This is a genomic window from Palleronia salina (assembly GCF_900141995.1).
Classification (GTDB): Bacteria; Pseudomonadota; Alphaproteobacteria; order Rhodobacterales; family Rhodobacteraceae; genus Palleronia; species Palleronia salina.
The window spans coordinates 23,203-42,473 of record NZ_FQZA01000013.1 but is presented as its reverse complement, the minus strand read 5'-3'; the positions used below and the strand labels follow the sequence as shown (position 1 = coordinate 42,473).

General features: G+C 69.0%; 17 protein-coding genes. 12 read left to right on the top strand and 5 right to left on the bottom strand.

Translation table 11 applies throughout. The features are described from left to right. Position 1 precedes the first annotated feature (1 nt). Positions 2–877 carry a dimethyl sulfoxide reductase anchor subunit family protein gene (locus BUB76_RS14995; protein ID WP_073129610.1) on the top strand — a complete coding sequence of 292 codons (876 nt, stop codon included), beginning with the start codon at positions 2–4 and terminating at the stop codon, positions 875–877. 72 nt (positions 878–949) lie between these two features. Here the strand turns inward: BUB76_RS14995 and BUB76_RS14990 are convergent, their stop codons facing one another. Then, positions 950–2,005, bottom strand: coding sequence for an ABC transporter ATP-binding protein (locus BUB76_RS14990; RefSeq protein WP_073129609.1), 1,056 nt, complete (start codon positions 2,003–2,005; stop codon positions 950–952). A gap of 22 nt (positions 2,006–2,027) precedes the next feature. After that, positions 2,028–2,831, bottom strand: a complete 804-nt coding sequence (locus BUB76_RS14985; protein ID WP_073129608.1) for an IclR family transcriptional regulator — start codon at positions 2,829–2,831, stop codon at positions 2,028–2,030. A gap of 134 nt (positions 2,832–2,965) precedes the next feature. Between BUB76_RS14985 and BUB76_RS14980 the strand changes: the two genes are divergently transcribed. The 11 genes from BUB76_RS14980 to BUB76_RS14930 all read left to right on the top strand — a co-directional run bounded on the left by BUB76_RS14980 (position 2,966) and on the right by BUB76_RS14930 (position 15,321). Then, positions 2,966–4,228, top strand: a complete 1,263-nt coding sequence (locus tag BUB76_RS14980) for an ABC transporter substrate-binding protein (RefSeq protein WP_175550321.1) — start codon at positions 2,966–2,968, stop codon at positions 4,226–4,228. Positions 4,229–4,362: 134 nt separating this feature from the next. After that, entirely contained in the window at positions 4,363–5,280 is a 918-nt protein-coding gene (locus BUB76_RS14975; protein WP_073129607.1) for a carbohydrate ABC transporter permease, read from the top strand. Continuing rightward, on the top strand, positions 5,280–5,648 hold the full coding sequence (locus tag BUB76_RS14970) for an MmcQ/YjbR family DNA-binding protein (protein ID WP_073129606.1): 369 nt from the start codon (positions 5,280–5,282) through the stop codon (positions 5,646–5,648). Before BUB76_RS14975 ends, BUB76_RS14970 begins: the two co-directional genes overlap by 1 nt. Next, positions 5,648–6,496: a carbohydrate ABC transporter permease gene (locus BUB76_RS14965; RefSeq protein WP_073129605.1), complete on the top strand. Its 849-nt coding sequence runs from the start codon at positions 5,648–5,650 to the stop codon at positions 6,494–6,496. Before BUB76_RS14970 ends, BUB76_RS14965 begins: the two co-directional genes overlap by 1 nt. After that, positions 6,496–8,574 carry an alpha-galactosidase gene (locus BUB76_RS14960; RefSeq protein WP_073129604.1) on the top strand — a complete coding sequence of 693 codons (2,079 nt, stop codon included), beginning with the start codon at positions 6,496–6,498 and terminating at the stop codon, positions 8,572–8,574. Before BUB76_RS14965 ends, BUB76_RS14960 begins: the two co-directional genes overlap by 1 nt. Next, positions 8,571–9,473 (top strand): 2-dehydro-3-deoxygalactonokinase, encoded by a 903-nt coding sequence (locus BUB76_RS14955; RefSeq protein WP_084140694.1) that lies wholly within the window; start codon positions 8,571–8,573, stop codon positions 9,471–9,473. Before BUB76_RS14960 ends, BUB76_RS14955 begins: the two co-directional genes overlap by 4 nt. After that, positions 9,470–10,075 carry a 2-dehydro-3-deoxy-6-phosphogalactonate aldolase gene (locus BUB76_RS14950; protein ID WP_073129603.1) on the top strand — a complete coding sequence of 202 codons (606 nt, stop codon included), beginning with the start codon at positions 9,470–9,472 and terminating at the stop codon, positions 10,073–10,075. Before BUB76_RS14955 ends, BUB76_RS14950 begins: the two co-directional genes overlap by 4 nt. Positions 10,076–10,079: 4 nt before the next feature. Beyond that, a complete protein-coding gene (locus BUB76_RS14945) occupies positions 10,080–10,952 on the top strand; it encodes an SMP-30/gluconolactonase/LRE family protein (RefSeq protein WP_073129602.1) in 873 nt (290 codons plus the stop codon). 55 nt (positions 10,953–11,007) lie between these two features. Further along, on the top strand, positions 11,008–12,903 hold the full coding sequence (locus BUB76_RS14940; protein ID WP_073129601.1) for a beta-galactosidase: 1,896 nt from the start codon (positions 11,008–11,010) through the stop codon (positions 12,901–12,903). Next, positions 12,900–13,898: an aldose epimerase family protein gene (locus tag BUB76_RS14935; protein ID WP_073129600.1), complete on the top strand. Its 999-nt coding sequence runs from the start codon at positions 12,900–12,902 to the stop codon at positions 13,896–13,898. The genes BUB76_RS14940 and BUB76_RS14935 overlap by 4 nt, the downstream gene beginning before the upstream one ends. Positions 13,899–13,908: 10 nt before the next feature. Continuing rightward, on the top strand, positions 13,909–15,321 hold the full coding sequence (locus BUB76_RS14930; RefSeq protein ID WP_073129599.1) for a serine aminopeptidase domain-containing protein: 1,413 nt from the start codon (positions 13,909–13,911) through the stop codon (positions 15,319–15,321). On the opposite strand, the gene BUB76_RS14925 is transcribed toward BUB76_RS14930, so the two are convergent. From BUB76_RS14925 to BUB76_RS14915, 3 genes are read right to left on the bottom strand one after another with little or no spacing between them, the layout of a single operon-like run. Then, complete coding sequence (locus tag BUB76_RS14925) at positions 15,318–16,463, bottom strand: iron-containing alcohol dehydrogenase (RefSeq protein WP_073129598.1); 1,146 nt, start codon at positions 16,461–16,463, stop codon at positions 15,318–15,320. The genes BUB76_RS14930 and BUB76_RS14925 overlap by 4 nt on opposite strands. A 5-nt stretch (positions 16,464–16,468) precedes the next feature. Next, positions 16,469–17,845, bottom strand: coding sequence for an aldehyde dehydrogenase family protein (locus tag BUB76_RS14920; RefSeq protein WP_073129597.1), 1,377 nt, complete (start codon positions 17,843–17,845; stop codon positions 16,469–16,471). Positions 17,846–17,855: 10 nt separating this feature from the next. After that, complete coding sequence (locus tag BUB76_RS14915) at positions 17,856–19,220, bottom strand: glutamine synthetase family protein (RefSeq protein WP_073129596.1); 1,365 nt, start codon at positions 19,218–19,220, stop codon at positions 17,856–17,858. Positions 19,221–19,271: the final 51 nt, after the last annotated feature.

Genomic DNA, 19,271 nt, shown 5'->3' with positions numbered 1-19,271 from the left:
CATGCATCCCGCGCCGTCGCTGATCTTCTTCTCGACCCTGTCAGGGCTTGGCCTGGGCTTGCTGGCCTTCTTGGGCCTCGGACTTGCGCCGACGGAAGGGCTGACCGGGCTGATCTTCTTCGCCCTGGCCTTCGCGCTGACCGGCGCGGGCCTGCTGTCGTCGACCCTGCACCTGGGCCACCCGGAACGCGCGCTGAAGGCGTTCACCCAGTGGCGCACATCGTGGCTGAGCCGCGAGGCGTGGGTCGCCGTGGCCGCCCTGGCGGTCATGGGGCTTTACGCGCTGCTGGCGATGCCCGGCCTCAGGCTCGCACCCCTGGGCTGGCTGGGCGCGGTGCTGTGCCTGGGCACCGTCGGATCGACCGCGATGATCTACGCGCAGCTGAAGACCGTGCCGCGCTGGCACCAGCCGACGACCCCGCTGCTGTTCCTGGGCTATGCCATCACGGCCGGGGCGTTGCTGTCGGGCCGCGTCAGCTGGACCGTGGTCCTGCTGATCGTCATGGCCGCGCTGCAGATGCTGGCGTGGAGGCGGGGCGACGCGGCGCTGGCCAAGTCGGGCACGACCATTGGCACCGCGACCGGGCTGGGCGGCCGTGGCCGGGTCCGCCTGTTCGAGCCGCCCCATACCGGGGGCAACTACCTGACGCGCGAAATGGTGTTCCGTGTCGGGCGCAAGCACCGGGTGACGTTGCGGACGCTGGTCCTGGTCCTCGCCTTCGCCCTGCCCGCCCTGTTGCTTCTGCTGCCGTTCAGCCATTGGCTCGCCGCGGTCGCGGTGATCAGCCATGTCGTCGGGATGCTGGCGCAACGCTGGCTGTTCTTTGCCGAGGCCGAACACGTGGTTGGCCTATACTACGGTCAATCCGCCGCCTGACGCGCCGGACGCCCGTGGCCCTTCAAGGCGCCCCGCGAAGCGGCCAGCCCGGGATCGGGCGTCGTCGCGCTTTCAGCGGATGCGCAGCTCGGTCTCGGCGTCGAACAGCATCGTCTTCGCCGGATCGACCCCCAGCGCCACCCGGTCGCCGATCTTCGCGCGGGTATCGCCGCGTTCCTCGACGATCAGTCGCGTGCCATCGGCGGCCTTGAGATAGGCATAGGACACGCCGCCCAGCGCCTCGGTCAGGTCCACGGTGAAGGTGTCGCCGTCCTCGAGCCACAGGTGCTCGGGCCGCAGGCCCAGCGACAGGGCGCGGCCGTCCCCGGGCAGGGTCTGCGGGACGTCCAGCGTGCCGCCCAGAGCCGGGACATGCAGCGCGCCGTCGCGGGCGGTCGCATCGAGGAAGTTCATCGACGGGCTGCCGATGAAGCCCGCCACGAAGCGGTTGTCGGGATCTCGGTAAAGGTCGAGCGGCGCGCCCACCTGCTCGATCCGACCCTTGCGCAGCACCACGATCTTGTCGGCCAGCGTCATGGCCTCGACCTGGTCGTGGGTGACGTAGATCATCGTGGCGCCGATTTCCTTGTGCAGCCGCGCGATCTCGACCCGCATCTCGACCCGAAGCTCGGCGTCGAGGTTCGACAGCGGCTCGTCGAACAGGAACACCTCGGGGCCGCGGGTGATGGCGCGGCCGATGGCCACGCGCTGACGCTGGCCGCCCGACAGGGCCGCCGGTTTTCGGTCCAGCAACTCGTCCAGTTGCAGGATGCGCGCGGCCTCGTCCACCTTGCTGTCGATCTCGGGCTTGGGATGGCCGGTCATGCGCAGGCCGAAGCCCATGTTCTCGCGCACGGTCATGTGCGGGTAGAGCGCGTACGTCTGGAACACCATCGCCACGCCGCGATCGGCCGGGTCCGCCCGGGTCACGTCGGCGCCGCCGATATCGATCCGGCCGGACGTGGTCTCCTCGAGCCCCGCGATCATCCGCAGGAGCGTGGACTTGCCGCAGCCCGACGGTCCGACGAACACGGCGAACTCGCCGTCGCCGATGGCCAGGTCGATCCCGTGGATGACCTGGGTCTCACCGTATTTCTTGATGACGTTGCTCAGCTCGACGCCGGACATGGCGACCCCTCTCGTTGGTGGTTCAGGTTGGCACGGTCCGCAGCCGCGGGCCGTCCTCGGGAAAACGCCAGGCGTGGATGTCGCTTTCGATCTTGGCGCGGGTGTCCAGCAGCAGCGGCGCAAGCTGCGACAGGTCGTCGAGGCTGCGGCGCGCGGTGGTCGACGTGATCGACAGGCCGCCCAGGATGCGGCCCCCGCGGCTGAGGATCGGCGTCGCGATGCAGATGATCCCGGGCTCGTGCTCCTCGCGATCGTAGGCGACACCGGCCTCGCGGATGTGGGCGAGCTCGGCCCTTAGCGCTTCGGGCGACGTCAGCGTTGCGTCGGTGAAGCGGTGATAACTCTGCTGGCCCAGCGCCTGGTCCAGTTCGGCGTCGGGCAGGAAGGCCAGCATCGCCTTGCCCAACCCGGTGCAATAGGACGGCCCCACCCGGCCCGTGGCCGAGAACATGTCGACCCGCAGCGCGGTGTTGACCTTGTCGACGTAAAGCACCTGCGCGCCGTCCAGCTGCGCCAGGTGCACCGCCTCGCCGGTTTCGCGCGACAGCCGGTCGAGCCATTCATGCGCCACCGGTGCCAGCGACGCCTGCGACCACGCCTTGTGGGCCAGGCGCACCAGCCGCACGCCCAGCGTGTAGGTCCCCAGCTCGGCATCGTGGCTCAGCATCCCCTGCGAGGTCAGCGTCTGCAGAAGCCGATACAGCGTCGCCTTGGGATAGGGCCCATCCTCGAGCAGGTCCGAAAACCGCACCGGGCCGCCCGCGGCCGCCACCCGGTCGAGCACGTCCAGCGCCTTGCCTACCGTTCCGTCGCGCGCTTCGGCCATGTTCCTCCCCGTCATCGGCACCGCCCCGCTCGGGCGGATCGGGCTGTTGACAACGTAATCCGGCTGCCGCACAGTTTTCAATATGCAAAACAAGGTTTCAAATAATGAAACCGTTTTCGGGAGGAATTCTTAACATGCTGAAGACACTGAAGGCCTCGGTCGCGGTGGCGGGACTCGTCGCCGGCGGCCATGCGTTCGCCGCCGAACACGAATCGCTCTCGGGCGATCTGGTCATCTTTTCCGACATGTCGAACCCGGCGCCGCGCGCGGTCATGGAAGGCCTCGTGGCCGAGTTCGGCGAGATGCATCCGGACCTGAACATCGAGCTCACGGTCATCGACCGCGAGGCCTACAAGACGCAGATCCGCAACTTCCTGACCGCGAACGCCCCCGACGTGGCCAACTGGTACGCCGGCAACCGCATGGCCCCCTACGTGGACGCGGGCCTGTTCATGGACGTCAGCGACATCTGGGAAGGCGAGATGAGCGAGAACCTCGCCTCGACCAAGTCGGCCATGACCATGGACGACAAGCAGTGGGGCGTGCCCTACACCTATTACCAGTGGGGCGTCTATTACCGCGCGGACCTGTATGACGAGTACGGGCTGGAAGAGCCGCAGGACTGGGAAACGCTGAAGTCCAACTGCCAGACGCTGCTGGATAACGGCATCAAGTGCTTCACCATCGGCACCAAGTTCTTGTGGACCGCCGGCGGCTGGTTCGACTACCTCAACATGCGCACCAACGGCTACGACTACCACATGCAGCTGACCGCGGGCGAGATCCCGTGGACCGATGACGGCGTGCGCCAGACCTTCGCCAACTGGCGCGAGCTCATCGACATGGGCGCCTTCGTGGACAACCACACCGCCTATTCCTGGCAGGAGGCGCTGCCCTTCATGGTCAACGGAGAAGCGGCCGCCTACCTGATGGGCAACTTCGCCGTGGCGCCGCTGCGCGAGGCCGGGCTGTCGGACGACCAGCTGGACTACTACCAGTTCCCGGCCATCAACCCGGACGTGGAGCTGGCCGAGGACGCGCCGACCGACACGTTCCACGTGCCCGCGCAGGCCAGCAACCCCGAGGCGGGCAAGGCCTTCCTGAAATACGTGACCTCGCCCGAGGTGCAGACCCGGATCAACGCCAGCGACGCGCTGGGCCAGCTGCCGATAAACAGCCAGGCGTCGGTGGGCGACGACAAGTTCCTGCAACAGGGCTTCGAGGTGCTGTCGTCCAACGCGCCGGGCGGCGTGGCGCAGTTCTTCGACCGCGACGCCCCGGCCGAGATGGCAAAGGTCGCCATGGAAGGCTTCCAGCAGTTCATGGTGCAGCCGGACCAGCTGGACAACATCCTCCAGCGGCTCGAGCAGGCCACCGGCCGGATCTACGACAAGTGACGCGTGGCGGGGCGGGGGTCACGGCTCCCGCCCCGCGCCATTTTCATCCGGGATGAAAATCCGGAGATTATCGCGGATAATCTCCTCCAGGGTGTCCCCGACGCCCTGCCGCCCGTCCGACCGAGGTGCCCCCGATGACCCAAGCCGCCCTGCCGCAATCGACCGTCCGGAAGTCTTGGTGGCGTCGCAACCAGATCGCCATCACGCCCTACCTGTTCCTGGCGCCGGGCGTCCTGTTCTTCGCGGTCTACGTCATCATCCCGATCTTCCAGAGCTTCGGCATCTCGCTGCAGGACTGGGACGGGCTTGGTCAGCCGACCTATGTCGGCTTCGAGAACTACCGCGAGCTGGGCAATGACCCGGCCTTCTACACCTCGCTGAAGAACAATGTCTGGTGGCTGCTGCTCTACCTGCTGGCCATCCCCGCGGGGCTGGGAATCGCGCTGTTCCTGAACCAGACGGTGACGGGTATCCGCATCTACAAGTCGCTGTTCTTCTTTCCCTTCGTCATCAGCCAGGTCGTCGTGGGCCTGGTCTTCACCTGGTTCTACGATCCCGCCTTCGGGCTGCTGAACGTGATGCTGGGATGGTTCGGCGCGGGGCCCATCAACGTGCTGGGCGACCCCCGCTACGTGACCTTCGGGATCATCCTGGCCGGTCTCTGGCCGCAGACGGCCTATTGCATGATCCTGTATCTCACCGGCCTGAATGCCGTGAACCCCGAGCAGATCGAGGCCGGGCGGCTGGACAACGCCAAGGGCTGGCGGATGCTGTGGCACATCGTTCTGCCGCAGCTGAAGCCCGCGACCTTCATCGCCTTCGTCGTCACCATCATCGGGGCGCTGCGCAGTTTCGACCTGATCTCGATCATGACGCAGGGCGGTCCTTTCGGGTCGAGCCGCGTGCTGAGCTTCTACATGTTCGAGGTCGCGTTGTCGGAATACGGGTTCCGCATGGGCTATGGCGCTGCGATCGCGGTGGTGCTGTTCCTTATCATGCTGTGCTTCATCGCCTACTTCCTGTTCTCCATGTACCGCGAGGAGCGGCGCTGATGACCCGGGGCGAGATCGACACCATTGCCGCCCGCCTGCCCGGCGCCGTGCTGTCGGGCCCCGGTGAACTCGACGCGTGGAAGATCGGCGGCAAGATGTTCGCCTGTTTCAGTCACACCGAAACCCGCGACCGGAACACCGGGCACGTCGTCCTGCGCTGTTCGGACAGTGACAGCGCCCGGATGCTGATCGACGCGGGCGTGGGGCGCAAACCCGCCTATTTCCGCGGCGCGTGGCTGCACCTGGACCTGCCCGACCTGGACCCCGACGAGGCGCGGCACCGGATCGCGGTGTCTTACGACACGGTGCGCGCCGGCCTGACGAAGAAGGCGCAGGCCGCCCTGCCCCCGCGCGAGGAGGATCGCTGATGTTTCCCACCCCGATCGAGAAACAGCCCCGCGCGGCGCAGCTGACCTACCAGGCGTTTCTCCCGCTGGCGCTGCTCCTGTGGCTGCTGCCGCTCATTGCCGTGATGATCTTCTCGATCAAGCCCGGCGCGGATTTCGGCAACGCGAATTACTGGGGCTGGCCATCCAGCTTCGAAGGATTCACGAACTACGGCAAGGTGTTCCTGGAATCCCAGATGCCGCGCTACCTTCTGAACTCGGTCCTGATCACGGTGCCCACCGTCATCGGCTGCATCGCCCTGTCGGCCATGACCGGCTTCGCGCTGGGGATCTATCGCTTCCGCGCGAACCTGTGGATCTTCTTCATGTTCGTGGCGGGCAATTTCGTGCCGTTCCAGATCCTGATGGTGCCGGTGCGGGACCTCACGCTGGACCTGGGGCTTTATAATACCAAGACCGGGCTCGTCCTGTTTCACATCGCCTTCCAGACGGGGTTTTGCACGCTGTTCATGCGCAACTTCATCCGCCAACTGCCCTTCGAGCTGATCGAGGCCGCCCGGGTCGAGGGCGTGGCCGAGTGGCGGATCTTCTGGTTCGTGGTTCTGCCGCTGATGAAGCCCGCGCTGGCGGCGCTGTCGGTGCTGGTCTTCACCTTCATCTGGAACGACTATTTCTGGGCCGTGGTGCTGACCCAGGGCGCCGAAAGCCAGCCGGTGACGGCGGGCATCACCAGCTTCAACGCGCAGTACCGTGCGGCCTATCACCTGATGAGCGCGGGCAGCATCGTCGCCGCCCTGCCGCCGGTCGCGATGTTCTTCCTGATGCAGAAGCACTTCATCGCCGGCCTGACCCTTGGCGCGGTGAAATAATGCCGCAGTGGCGCCTCGACGACGGACGACAGACGCTGGTGATGGCGGCCGAGGGCGACGCCCTTCCGGCGGTGATCTATTTCGGCACGCCCCTGCCGCGGGACGAGGACCTCGAAGAACTCGCCCGCGCGCAGGCGATGGACCTGGGCGGCGGCACGCTGGACGTGGTCGCCCCCATCAGCCTCTGCCCCGAGCCGGGGCGCGGTTTCGGCGGCCATCCCGGCGCCATGCTGCGCGACAGCGACGGGCTGCCCCTGACGCTGGCGTTCGAGGGGGCCCGGGTCGAGGCGACCGACACCGCCTTCCGCGTCACGGCGCGCAATCGCGGCGTCGGCCTGCGCTACAGCGCGGTGATCGAGATCCTGCCAACCGGGCTCGTCGCGCTGCGCGCCGATCTCGACGCCGACGCGCCCGTGATCTGCGACTGGCTGGCCGCCCCGGTGTTGCCCGGACCGCAGGACGCGGCCCCGATGATCGACATTCACGGCGGCTGGATCAGCGAATGGCGCGCGGTCGAGACGCCCTGGCAGCCGGGGCAGCGGGTGCGCGACGGGCGGCAAGGCCGGTCCGGCCACGAACACCCGCCGCACGCGGTCTTCCCGGCGCGCGGCACGACCAAGACCCGCGGACAGGCGTTAGCCCTGCATTACGCCTGGTCCGGCGGCCACCGCATGGTTGCCGAGGAACTGCCCGATGGCCGCCGCCAGCTGCAGATGGGCCACAGCCCGGGCGCCTGGCAGGGCGCGGCGACGCGGTTCAGCACCGGCACGCTGCTGGCCGGGCTTAGCACCGAGGGCACGGGCGGCACTGGCGTGCTGTTCCAGCGGCACATCCGCGACATGGGGATCAACTGGCCCGACAAGTCCCGCCCGCGCCCCGTTCACTACAATTGCTGGGAAGCGATCTATTTCGATCACAGCCTCGACGCGCTGAAGGACATCGCCAGCGCCGCCGCCGACCTCGGCGCCGAGCGCTTCGTGCTCGACGATGGCTGGTTCGGGCAGCGCGTCGACGACACCACGTCGCTGGGCGACTGGTGGATCGACACGCGCAAGTATCCCGACGGGCTGATGCCCCTGATCGAGCATGTGCATGCCTGCGGCATGGCCTTCGGGCTGTGGGTCGAGCCCGAGATGGTGAACGAAAACAGCGATCTCTACCGACTGCACCCGGGCTGGGTCCTGGGCCCGCCCGACCAACCGCGTGGGCGGCAGCAGCTGGTGCTGGACCTGGGCCGCGCCGACGTGCGCGACCACCTGTTCGATGCGCTGCACGCGATCCTGAAGGACCACCCGGTCGACTACCTGAAATGGGACCATAACCGGCTGCTGCCCATCGGCGACGCAGCGCAGACCGACGGGATCTACGCGTTGCTCGACCGGCTGCGCGCGGCCCATCCCGGGGTCGAGATCGAAAGCTGCGCGTCGGGCGGCGGGCGGATCGACGCGGGCATCCTGTCGCGCACCCACCGCGTCTGGTTGTCGGACAGCAACGACGCGCTGGAACGGGTGCGCATCCAGCATGCCGCGTCCCTGCTTTTGCCCTCGGCGGTGACGGGCAGCCACGTGGGCCCCGACCCGTCGCACACCTCGGGGCGGCGGTTGCCCATGGCTTTCCGCGCCTGGGTCGCCGCCCAGCGGCACATGGGGTTCGAGATGGATCCGCGCAGCCTGCCGGCCGAGGATGCCGAAACGCTGCGCGGGATCACGAAATGGTACAAGGACAACCGGGTCTGGATGCACGCGGGCGACATCCTGCCCCTGGACTGCGCCGATCCGGCCGTGCGGGCCGAACTGCAGCGCGCGGCCGACGGCCACCGCTTCGTCGCCTTCGTCGCCCAGACCGAGACCTCTCCACAGGCCCTGCCCCGCCCGCTGCGGCTGGCCGGGCTCGACCCGGAGGCGCGGTACCGCGTGCGGCTGGTGAACCCTTCGGACATTCCGCCGCAAAGCCGCGGCCCGGTCGCATTGAAGGACGGCCCCGTGACGCTCAGCGGTGCGGCGCTGATGGGAATGGGGCTTTCGCTGCCCTGGGCGTGGCCCGCCACGATGTGGGTGATCGAGGGGGAGCGCCTTTGACCCGTCCCGACTGGATCGCCGTCGACTGGGGCACCACCAACGCCCGCGCCTGGGCCATGGCGGGGGCCGAGGTGCTGGACACCGCGCCGGGCGGCCCCGGCATGGGGGGCCTCGCGTCGGACGGGTTCGAGCCTGCGCTGCTGCGCATGACCGACGGATGGGACATCGCGCCGGGCACCCCCGTGATCGCCTGCGGCATGGCGGGCGCCGCGCAGGGCTGGCGCGACGCGGGCTATCGCAAGGTGCCGGCCACGCCGCTGTCCGACAGGCTGGTGCCCGTGCCCACGGACGACGCGCGGCTGGCGGTCCATATCGTGCCGGGCCTGAAACAGACCAACCCCGCCGACGTCATGCGCGGCGAGGAGACGCAGATCGCCGGTTTCCTTGCGCTGAACCCGGATTTCGACGGCGCCATCTGCCTGCCCGGCAGCCATTCCAAGTGGGTGCAGATCAGCGCGGGCGAGGTCGTGTCGTTCCGCACCATGATGACAGGCGAGCTGTTCGCGGCGCTGGCCCACCACTCGGTGCTACGCCACTCGGTCGCGCCGGACGGCTGGGACGATGACGCCTTCGCCGACGCGCTGTCGCAAAGCCTCAGCCGCCCCGAGCAACTGGCCGCGCGCCTGTTCTCGATCCGGGCCGAAGCGCTTTTGAACAATCGCGGCACCGCCGAATCCACCGCCGCGCTGTCGGGTCTGCTGATCGGTGCGGAACTTGCCGCCGCCAAGCCCTATTGGCTTGGACTGCCCGTGGCGCTGATCGGCGCGGCGGGACTGACCCAACATTACGCCACGGCACTGGCCATGCAGGGCGTGCAGGTGATCCGCACGCGCGGCGACACGCTGACGCTGCAGGGCCTGACGGCGGCGTGGCGCGGATTGAGCAAGGAGCCTTCATGACCAGACCCCTCATCGCCATCCTGCGCGGCATCGACCCGTCCGAGGCGGTGGACGTGGCGGCAGCGCTGATCGAGGCGGGGATCACCCGCATCGAGGTGCCGCTGAACTCGCCCTCGCCGTTCGACAGCATCGCGGCCATGGTGAAGGCCCACGGTCAGAACGCGCAGATCGGTGCCGGCACCGTGCTGACGCCCGCGCAGGTGTCTCAGGTGCACGACGCGGGCGGGCAACTGGTCGTGTCGCCCTGCTTCGATCCCGCGGTGGTCGCGGCCACGCGCGCGGCCGGGATGGACAGCTTCCCGGGCGTGCTCAGCCCCACCGAATGCTTCGCCGCGCTGCACGCGGGCGCCACGGGGCTAAAGGTATTCCCGGCCTTCCAGATGGGGACCGAGGGGCTGAAGGCCCTGCGCGCCGTGCTGCCCACCGAGACGCAGGTCTACATGGTCGGCGGCGTGGGCCCCGAGAATTTCGGCGACTGGCTGCGCGCGGGCGCGTCGGGCTTCGGCATCGGGTCGGCGCTCTACCGTCCGGGCGACGCGGTGGACGAGATCTCGGCCCGCGCCCGCGACATGGTCGCCGCCTACGACGCGGCAGAAGGGTGAAACGATGATCGAGACCGGAGAGCCGCAAACCTATGACACGACGCGCTGCCTGCTGGGCGAAGGCGCGTTCTTCCACCCCCAGCGCGGGCAGCTTTTCTGGTGCGATATCCTGTCGAAAAGGGTGCTCAGCCGGATCGACGGGGCGCTTCGCGACTGGACCTTCGACCGGCACGTCTCCTGCATGGGGTGGGTCGACCACGACACGCTGCTGGTGGCGACCGACACCGACCTGATGCTGCTGAATATCGAAACCGGCAGCCACACCCACCTGTGCGATCTCGAGGCCGACAAGCCTGCCAACCGCCCCAATGACGGGCGCGCCGACCCGCAGGGGGGGTTCTGGATCTCGACCATGGGGCTGGAAAAGGGCGTGGGCGACGGCGCGCTCTACCGGTTCTACAAGGGCGAGCTGCGAAAGCTGAAGGGCGGCATGTCCATCGCCAACGCGATCTGTTTCACCCCCGACGGCACCACCGCCTTTTTCGCCGACACGCCGGCGCAGATGATCATGCAGTGGCGGCTGGACGGTGACGGGTGGCCGGTGGGGCAGGCCGAAACATGGCTCGATTTGCGCGGCACGCCCTACCATCCCGACGGCGCGGTCTGCGACGCCGACGGCAACCTGTGGTCGGCTCAGTGGGGCAACAGCCGCGTGGCGGTCTACGGCCCGGACGCGACCCAGTTGCACGTCGTGAACCTGCCCGCGTTGCAGACGACCTGCCCGGCCTTCGGCGGGCCCGACCTGTCGACGCTGTTCGTCACCTCGGCCGCCGTCGGCATCGATGAGCCGATCATCGCGACCGAGGACGGCCACGGCCGCACCTTCCGGGTCGAGACCAACGCCACGGGTCAGGCGGAGCACCGCATCCTTCTCTAGCCCTTCCCCCGGTTTCCATCTGTCCGCAAATCCTCACCTCAAGTCAGGCCCCGCCATGCCCGCCAGAACCCTCGGCACCTGCTACTACCCCGAACACTGGCCCGAGGAGACCTGGGTCGAGGACGCGCGGCGCATGGTCGAGGCCGGGCTGACCTGGGTCCGCATCGGCGAGTTCGCCTGGTCCCGGATCGAGCCGCAGCCGGGACAGTTCGACTGGGGCTGGCTCGACCGGGCCATCGAAACGCTGGGCGACGCGGGGCTGAAGGTCGTGCTGGGCACCCCCACCGCAACGCCGCCGGCCTGGGTCGTGGACAGGCATCCCGACATGTTCGCGCTGGACGCGCAGGGCCGCCCGCGCGGTTTCGGGTCGCGGCGGCACTACTGCTTCTCGCACGAGGGCTATCTCGACGAATGCCGCCGCATCGTCACGAAGGTCGCCGACCGCTATGGCCGCAATCCGCATATCCACGCCTGGCAGACCGATAACGAGTACGGCTGTCACGACACGGTCGTCAGCTATTCCGACGCCGCGCGGCGGGCCTTCCAGGACTGGTGCGCGCAGCGCTACCAGTCGCCGGACGCGCTGAACCGGGCCTGGGGCAACGTCTTCTGGTCGATGGAGTATGACAGCTTCGGGCAGATCGGCCTGCCCAACCTGACCGTGACGGAACCCAACCCGGCCCACGCCCTGGCCTTCCGGCGCTTCTGCTCGGACCAGGTGGTGCGGTTCAACCGGGTGCAGGTCGAGATCCTGCGGGCGCGCACCGACGCGCCGATCCTGCACAACTACATGGGTCGCGAGGTCGCCTTCGACCATTTCGCCGTGGGCGCCGACCTGGATATCGCCACCTGGGACAGCTACCCGATTGGCTTTCTCGAGGATCGCACGCCCGCGACCGAGGCCGAGCGCGCGCGCTTCCTGCGGCAGGGGCACCCGGACATGCAGGCGTTTCACCATGACCTTTACCGCGCGGTCGGGCGCGGCCGCTGGTGGGTCATCGAACAGCAGCCCGGTCCGGTGAACTGGGCCGCGCACAACCCCGCGCCGCTTCCGGGCATGGCGCGGCTCTGGGCGTGGGAGGCTTTTGCCCACGGGGCCGAGGCGGTCTGCTATTTCCGCTGGCGGCAGTTGCCCTTCGCGCAGGAACAGCACCACGCGGGCCTGCTGCGCCCCGACAGCGCGCCTGCGCCGGGGCTGGAGGAATGCGCGCAGGTGGCCGGCGAACTGTCCGAGGCCCCCGAGGCCGGAACCGCGCGCGGCGACGTGGCGCTGGTCTTCGACTATGCCTCGGCATGGGCGTGGGACGTGCAGCCGCAGGGTGTCGAGTTCGACCATTTCGCGATCTGCTTCGCCGTCTACTCCGGCCTTCGGCGGCTGGGCCTGAACGTCGACATCCTGCCCCCCGACGCCGACCTGTCCGGCCATGCGCTGGTGCTGTCCCCCGGGCTCGCCACCCTGCCGGAGGGATTCTGCGACGGGCTGACGGGCACGGCGATCCTCGGGCCGCGCACGAACGCCAAAACGGCCGAGATGGCGATCCCCGTCCCGCTGCCCCCGGCGCTGCCCGGCCTCGATACCGTGGTCGCGCGGGTGGAGACGGTTCCAGCCTCGGGCGCTGTGCCATTGGCACGAGGCGGCACGTTGCAGCACTGGATCGAGGTGCTGGAGGGCAGTGCCGAAGCGGTCGAGACAACCGCAGACGGCGCGCCGGCACTGGTGGCTGCGGGCAAGCTTCACTACCTGGGCGGCTGGCCGGATGCCCAGGCGCTCGACCGGATCCTGCGGCGGGCCTGCGCGGCGGAGGGGATCGAAACGCTCGACCTTCCGGACGGGCTGCGCCTGCGCGACACCGACACCCACCGTTTCTGGTTCAATTACGCGCCCGAGCCGGTCCGCTTCGCGGGCCGCGAGATCCCGGCGGCGGGCGTCCTTTGGGAGGATCGACCATGATCGAACGCTTCGGAACCCTGCCCGACGGCCGCACGGTCGAGCGCATCACCCTTCGCAACGACGCGCTGACCGTGCAGATCCTGACATTGGGCGCGCTGATCCAGGACGTGCGGCTGGCGGGCGTCGATTTCTCCCTGACCCTGGGCAGCCCAGACCTGTCCGCATACACCCGCATCTGCACCCATTTCGGGGCAGTGATGGGGCCGGTCGCCAACCGGATCGGCGGGGCCAAAGCCACGCTGGACGGCACGGAATACCAGCTCGACGCCAACCAGGACGACCGGCACACGCTGCACGGCGGCGCGGCGGCGACCCACACGCAGGTCTGGGAAGTCGTTGACCAGGACGACACCGAAGCGACCCTTGCGCTCAGCCTGCCCGACGGCGCGGGCGGCTTTCCCGGCAACCGGCGGATCGAGGTGGAATACGCTTTGGATGGCGCGACCCTGCGCGTCACCTTCCGCGGCGCAACGGATGCGCCCACCTGGATGAACCTCGCCAGCCACGGTTACTGGACCATGCAGCCGCCCGCGGGGTGGGGCGGCCAGCTTTTGCAGGTGCTGGCCGACCGCTATCTGCCGACCGATGGCGACGACCTGCCCACGGGCGAGATCGCCGAGGTCGCGGGCACGCCCTACGACTTCCGCGAGGGCGTGACGCTGGACCTCGACACGACACCGCGGCTGGATCACAACTTCTGCCTCGCCGATGCGCCGCGCGCGCTGACCCCGGCGCTGCGCCTGTCGGCGCCGGACGGTCCCTCCCTGGAAATTGCGACCACCGCGCCGGGGATGCAGGTCTTCGACATGCATAAATTCGCGGTGGAGGAAGAGACGAACCACAGACAGCCCTACCCCCGCCGCGCCGCCATGGCGTTCGAGCCGCAGCACTGGCCCGACGCGCCAAACAACCCCGGCTTCCCCTCGGTCGAGCTGCGCCCGGGCGCCGTCTATTCCCAGACCACCGAGTATCGCTTCGACCGCGCCGCGCGCTAAATTGCCGCACATGGTGCGTGTGCTGTCCCTCCTGCTGGCCGTGGGCTTGCTCCTGCTGTCTGCGTGGCAGCTGGAACGGGCCGAGGGCGGGCTCGACATCCGTCACGACCGCCTTGGCGACACGCCCGCCACGTTCCTCACCCGCACCGGTCGCACGCCCGAGGGCTGGGTCATCGTCTCGCACGGGTTCGCCGGGTCGCGGCAGATGATGCACGCGCTGTCGCTGAGCCTGGCGCGCACGGGGCTGGGCGTGATCAGCATCGACAGCATCGGCCACGGACGACATCCGGGGGTGCTGTCGCCTGACGTGACGCGGATCGAAGGCACCACGGCGCAACTGGTCGACCAGATGGGCCCGGTGATCGCGGCAGCGCCCGGCCCGGTCGTGGCGCTGCTGGGGCATTCTATGGCGACCGACATCATCCTGCGCGCCGGGCGCGCGGCCGGGATCGGGCAGCTGGTCGCCATCTCGATGTATTCCGAGACCCTGTCGCCCGATTGGCCCCCCGCCCTGCTGGTGGTCTCGGGCCAGTGGGAATCGCGACTGAGGGACGTGGCGCTGGACGCCGCACGGATGGTCGAGGCCGACGTTCTCGAGGGCGAGACAGCGGAAGAAGGCGAGGTCCGGCGCCGCACCGCCGTCGCGCCCTGGGTGGGGCACGTCGGGGTGCTGTGGTCGCCGACCACCGCGCGGGCCGCCCGCAACTGGCTGACCGGCGCCGCCACGCCGCCCGCGCTGACCGGGCCGTGGATCGTCCTTCTGCTGGGATCGATGCTGGCGGCGGGCCGGATCGCCACCGGCTGGGCCGCCAAGGGCGACCTGGCACCGGCCCTGCCCGCCCGCAGCTTCTGGCTTGCCGGGCTTCTGCCACTGCCGCTGGCCGGCCTCGGCGCGCTGGCGGTATCGGACGCGGCGCTGTTCGGCATGGCGGGCTTCGCGCCGCTGGGTCTTGCGCTGGCCGTGCCCGGCATGGCGTGGCTGGTGGTGGGATGGTCTCGGCTGGGGAGGCCCGGCGCGGGGCTGGCGCTGTTCGCTCTCTGGTCGCTCGCCTTCGCCCTGCTGCTGGACCGCTACGGCGCGTCGTTCCTGCCCACCGGGCCGCGCGTCGCGCTGGCCCTCGCGCTGCTGCCGGCGACGCTGGCCTATGCCCTGGGCGAGGCCGTCCTGCTGGCGAGCAGCGGGATCGTCCGGCGGGTCGCCCTGCGCCTGGCGGTGCTGGCGCTGCTGGGCGGGCTCATGTTCGCAGCCCCCGCCCGGATCGGCCTGACCTTCACAGTGCTGCCGGTGCTGGTGCTGTTCTGGCTGGTTTTCGGCACGGTCGCGCGCCCCATCGCCCGTCGCCGACCGGGGGCGGCGGGTCTGGGACTGGGCGCGGCGCTGGCATGGTCCATCGCCGCGTCCACGCCGCTCTTCTCAGCCTAGATCAGGGTTTCGAACAGCCCGCGCACGTTGTCCTTCGTCAGCTCCACCGGGTTGCCACCGCAGCTGGGGTCTTTCAGCGCCATCTCGACCAGTTCTTCCACGCGGTCATCGCCCACGCCCATGGCGCCGAGCTTGCGGGGGATGTCGAAGCGGTCGTTGAAGTCCTGCACGAAGGCGCGGAACCCGTCGAAGCCGCCATCGACGCCCAGGTAGGACGCCGCGCGGTCGAACCGGTCGCGGATCGCGCTTGCGTTCAGGTCCAGCACGGCGGGCATGCAGACGGCGTTCGTCGTGCCGTGATGGGTGCCGTAGACCGCGCCCACCGGGTGGCTCAGCGCGTGGATCGCACCCAGCCCCTTCTGGAAGGCCACGGCGCCCATGGCCCCCGCGCTCATCATGTTGGCGCGCGCTTCGATATCGCTGCCGTCGTCGTAGGCGCGCGGCAGGTTGTCGATCACCAGCCGCATGCCTTCCAGCGCGATGCCCTGGCTCATGGGGTGATAATGGGGCGACGAGAACGCCTCGACGCAATGGGCGAAGGCGTCGAGGCCCGTGCCGGCGGTGATCGATTTCGGCATGCCCACCGTCAGCTCGGGATCGCAGATCACCACGCTCGGCAGCACCTTGGGGTGGAAGATGATCTTCTTCACGTGGGTCTCGGAATCGGTGATGACCGACGCCCGCCCCACTTCGGACCCCGTCCCGGCGGTGGTCGGCACCGCCACGATCGGCGCGATGGCGTCGGCGTCGGCGCGGGTCCACCAGTCGCCGATATCCTCGAAATCCCAGACCGGGCGCACCTGGCCAGCCATGAAGGCGATCATTTTCCCCAGGTCCAGCCCCGAGCCGCCGCCGAAGGCGATCACCCCGTCATGGTCGTTCTCGCGGTAGACCTTCAGCCCGGCCTCGAGATTGCGCTCGTTCGGGTTGGGGTCCACGTCGGAAAAGATCGCGCGGCCGAGCCCCGCGGTCTCGATCAGGTCCAGCGTGCGGCGGGTGATGTCCATGGCCGCGAGGCCGCGGTCGGTGACCAGCAGCGGCTTGCTGATGCCCGCGGCGATGCAGGCGGCGCCGATCTCGTCGATGCGGCCCGCGCCGAAGCGGATGGCGGTGGGATAGGACCAGTTGGCGGTCATCGACATGGGCGTCAGGCTTTCTTCAGGTGGTAGGATTTCGGGCGGGTCAGCGCGTGGTAGCCCAGCACCGACAGCCCCGCGCCAAGGCCGGTATCCTTGCAGCCGGTCCAGCACAGCGCGGGGTCGAGATAGTCGCAGCGGTTCATGAAGACGGTACCGGTTTCCAGCCGCGCGGCGATGGCCTGCGCCGCGTCGATATCGCGGGTGAAGATCGCGGCGGTCAGGCCGAACTGGCTGTCGTTCATCCTGGCGATGGCGTCCTCGTCGTCCTTCACCGTCATGATGCAGACCAGCGGGCCGAAGGTCTCGTCCCGCATCACGCGCATGTCGTGGGTCACGTCCACCAGGATCTGCGGCGTGAGGTAAGCGCCCCCGTCGTCGGCCGGGTCGGTTTCGATCAGCGCGCGGGCGCCCTGCGCCACCGCCTCGCGGGTCTGGGCGCGAACCTCGTCGGCGAAGCGCACGTTCGCCATGGGGCCCAGGGTGGTCTCGGGGTCCAGCGGGTTGCCGAGCTTCAGCGCCTTGACCCACGCCACGGCCCGCTCGACGAACGCGTCGTACAGGCTTTCGTGCACGTAGATCCGCTCGATCCCGCAGCAGCACTGGCCCGCGTTGAAGATCGCGCCGTCCATCAGCCCGTCGACGGCGGCGTCGACATCGGCATCGGCGCGGACATAGCCCGGATCCTTGCCGCCCAGCTCGGTCGCCACGGGGGTGAAGGTGCCGGCCGCCGCGATCTCCATCGCCTTGCCGCCACCGACCGAGCCAGTGAAGTTCACGAAGCCGAAGCGGCGCTCGGCGATCAGCTGGGCGGTCGTGTCGTGGTCGAGGAAGACGTTCTGGAACACGTCCTCGGGCACGCCCGCCGCGTGGAACGCCTCGGCCAGCCGCTCGCCCACCTGCAGTGTCTGGGTGGCGTGCTTCAGCATCACGGTGTTCCCGGCGATGAGCGCGGGGGCCAAGGTGTTGATCGCGGTCATGTAGGGATAGTTCCACGGCGCCACGACCAGCACGACGCCGCGCGGCTCGCGCGTGATCTGGCGCAGCGCCTTGTCGCTGTCTTCGACCACCATGGGGGCCAGAGCGTCCTTGGCGATGTCGGCCATGTGGCTGGCGCGCTCGTCGAAGCCGCCGAACTCGCCGCCATAGCGCACCGGGCGGCCCATCTGGTGGGCGAGCTCCACCGCCATGCGGTCGGTGGTCCTGCCCACCTCGGCCACGCCGGCGCGGACCAGCGCGATGCGGTCCTCCAGCGGGCGCGCGGCCCAGTCTGCCTGTGCGGCGCGGGCGCGGTCGCAGGCGGAGCGTGCGGCATCGATATCCAGGGTCTCACGTTCCAGGTACACCGAGCCGTCGATGGGCGAGATGCATTTCAGGGTCTTGGTCATGGTGGTTCCTTCAGGCCTGCTCGAACCCGCGGGCGATTTCCCAGTCGGTCACGGCGCGGTCGTATTCTTCCTGCTCCCACTCGGCGGCGCGGGTGTAGTGGTCGACCACCTCGTCCCCCATGGCGGCGCGGAGCATGTCGCTCTCGCGCAGGGTCTCGGTCGCCTCGCGCAGGGTGCGGGGGATCTCGGGCGTGTCCGCGGATTCGTAGACATCGCCGCTGGTCGGGGCCTGAAGCTCCATCTCGTCGGTGATGCCGCGCAGCCCCGCGGCCAGCAGGGCCGCCTGAGCCAGATAGGGATTCAGGTCCGATCCGCCGATCCGGCACTCGACCCGCACGCCCTTGGTGCCCGCGCCGCACAGGCGGAACCCGGCGGTTCGGTTGTCCACCGACCACACGGTGCGCGTCGGCGCGAAGGTGCCCTTGGCGAAGCGCTTGTAGCTGTTGACGTAGGGCGCGAGGAAGAAGGTGATGTCGCGGGCGTAGTGGATCAGCCCGGCAAGGAAGTTCTGCATCAGCTCGGACATGCCCAGCTCGTTGCTGTCGTCGAAGAAGGCCGGATCGCCGTTCTGCCACAGCGACATGTGGACGTGGCTGGACGACCCGACCTTGTCGGCGCGCCACTTGGGCAGGAACGAGGCCGACACGCCGTGCTGCCAAGCGATCTCCTTCACCGCGTGCTTTCCGATGGTGTGGTGATCGGCGCAGTCCAGCGCACCGGCGTAGCGGATGTTCAGCTCCTGCTGGCCGGTCTCGGCCTCGCCCTTGGTGCACTCCACGGGGATGCCCGCAGCGTAGAGGTGGTTGCGCAGGGGCCGCAGCAGGCCTTCCTCCTTGGTCGTCTGGAACAGCGCGTAATCCTCGTTGAAGCCGTTCAGCGGCACGAGGTCGCGATAGCCGGATTTCTGAAGGTTGCGCAGCGCGCCCTCGAACAGGAAAAATTCAAGCTCGGTCGCCATGGCGGCGTCGAGGCCAAGGTCGGCCAGCCGCGCGACCTGCCGCTTCAGCATCTGGCGGGGGCTGTGGGCCACGGGTTCGTGGCTGTGGTGATCCAGCACGTCGCCCAGCACCAGCGCGGTCTTTTCCAGCCACGGCACATGGCGCAACGTGGTCAGGTCGGGGCGCAGGGTATAATCGCCATAGCCGCCCTCCCAGCTGGTGGCGCGGTAGCCGTCGGGCGTCGCCATCATCAGGTCGGTGGCCAGCAGGTAGTTGCAGCAGTGGGTTTCCTCGATCGCGTTGTCGAGGAAGTCGCGCACGTGGAACCGCTTGCCCTGGAGCCGGCCCTGCATGTCGACAAGCGCCACCAGGACGGTGTCGATCTCACCCGTGGCGGCCAGTTCGGTGAGCGTGTCGAGCGAGAGATTGCCAGCCATGGGTGCGGTCCTTGTTGCGTTCGTGAAAACGGGGCGGCACCGGACAGGCGC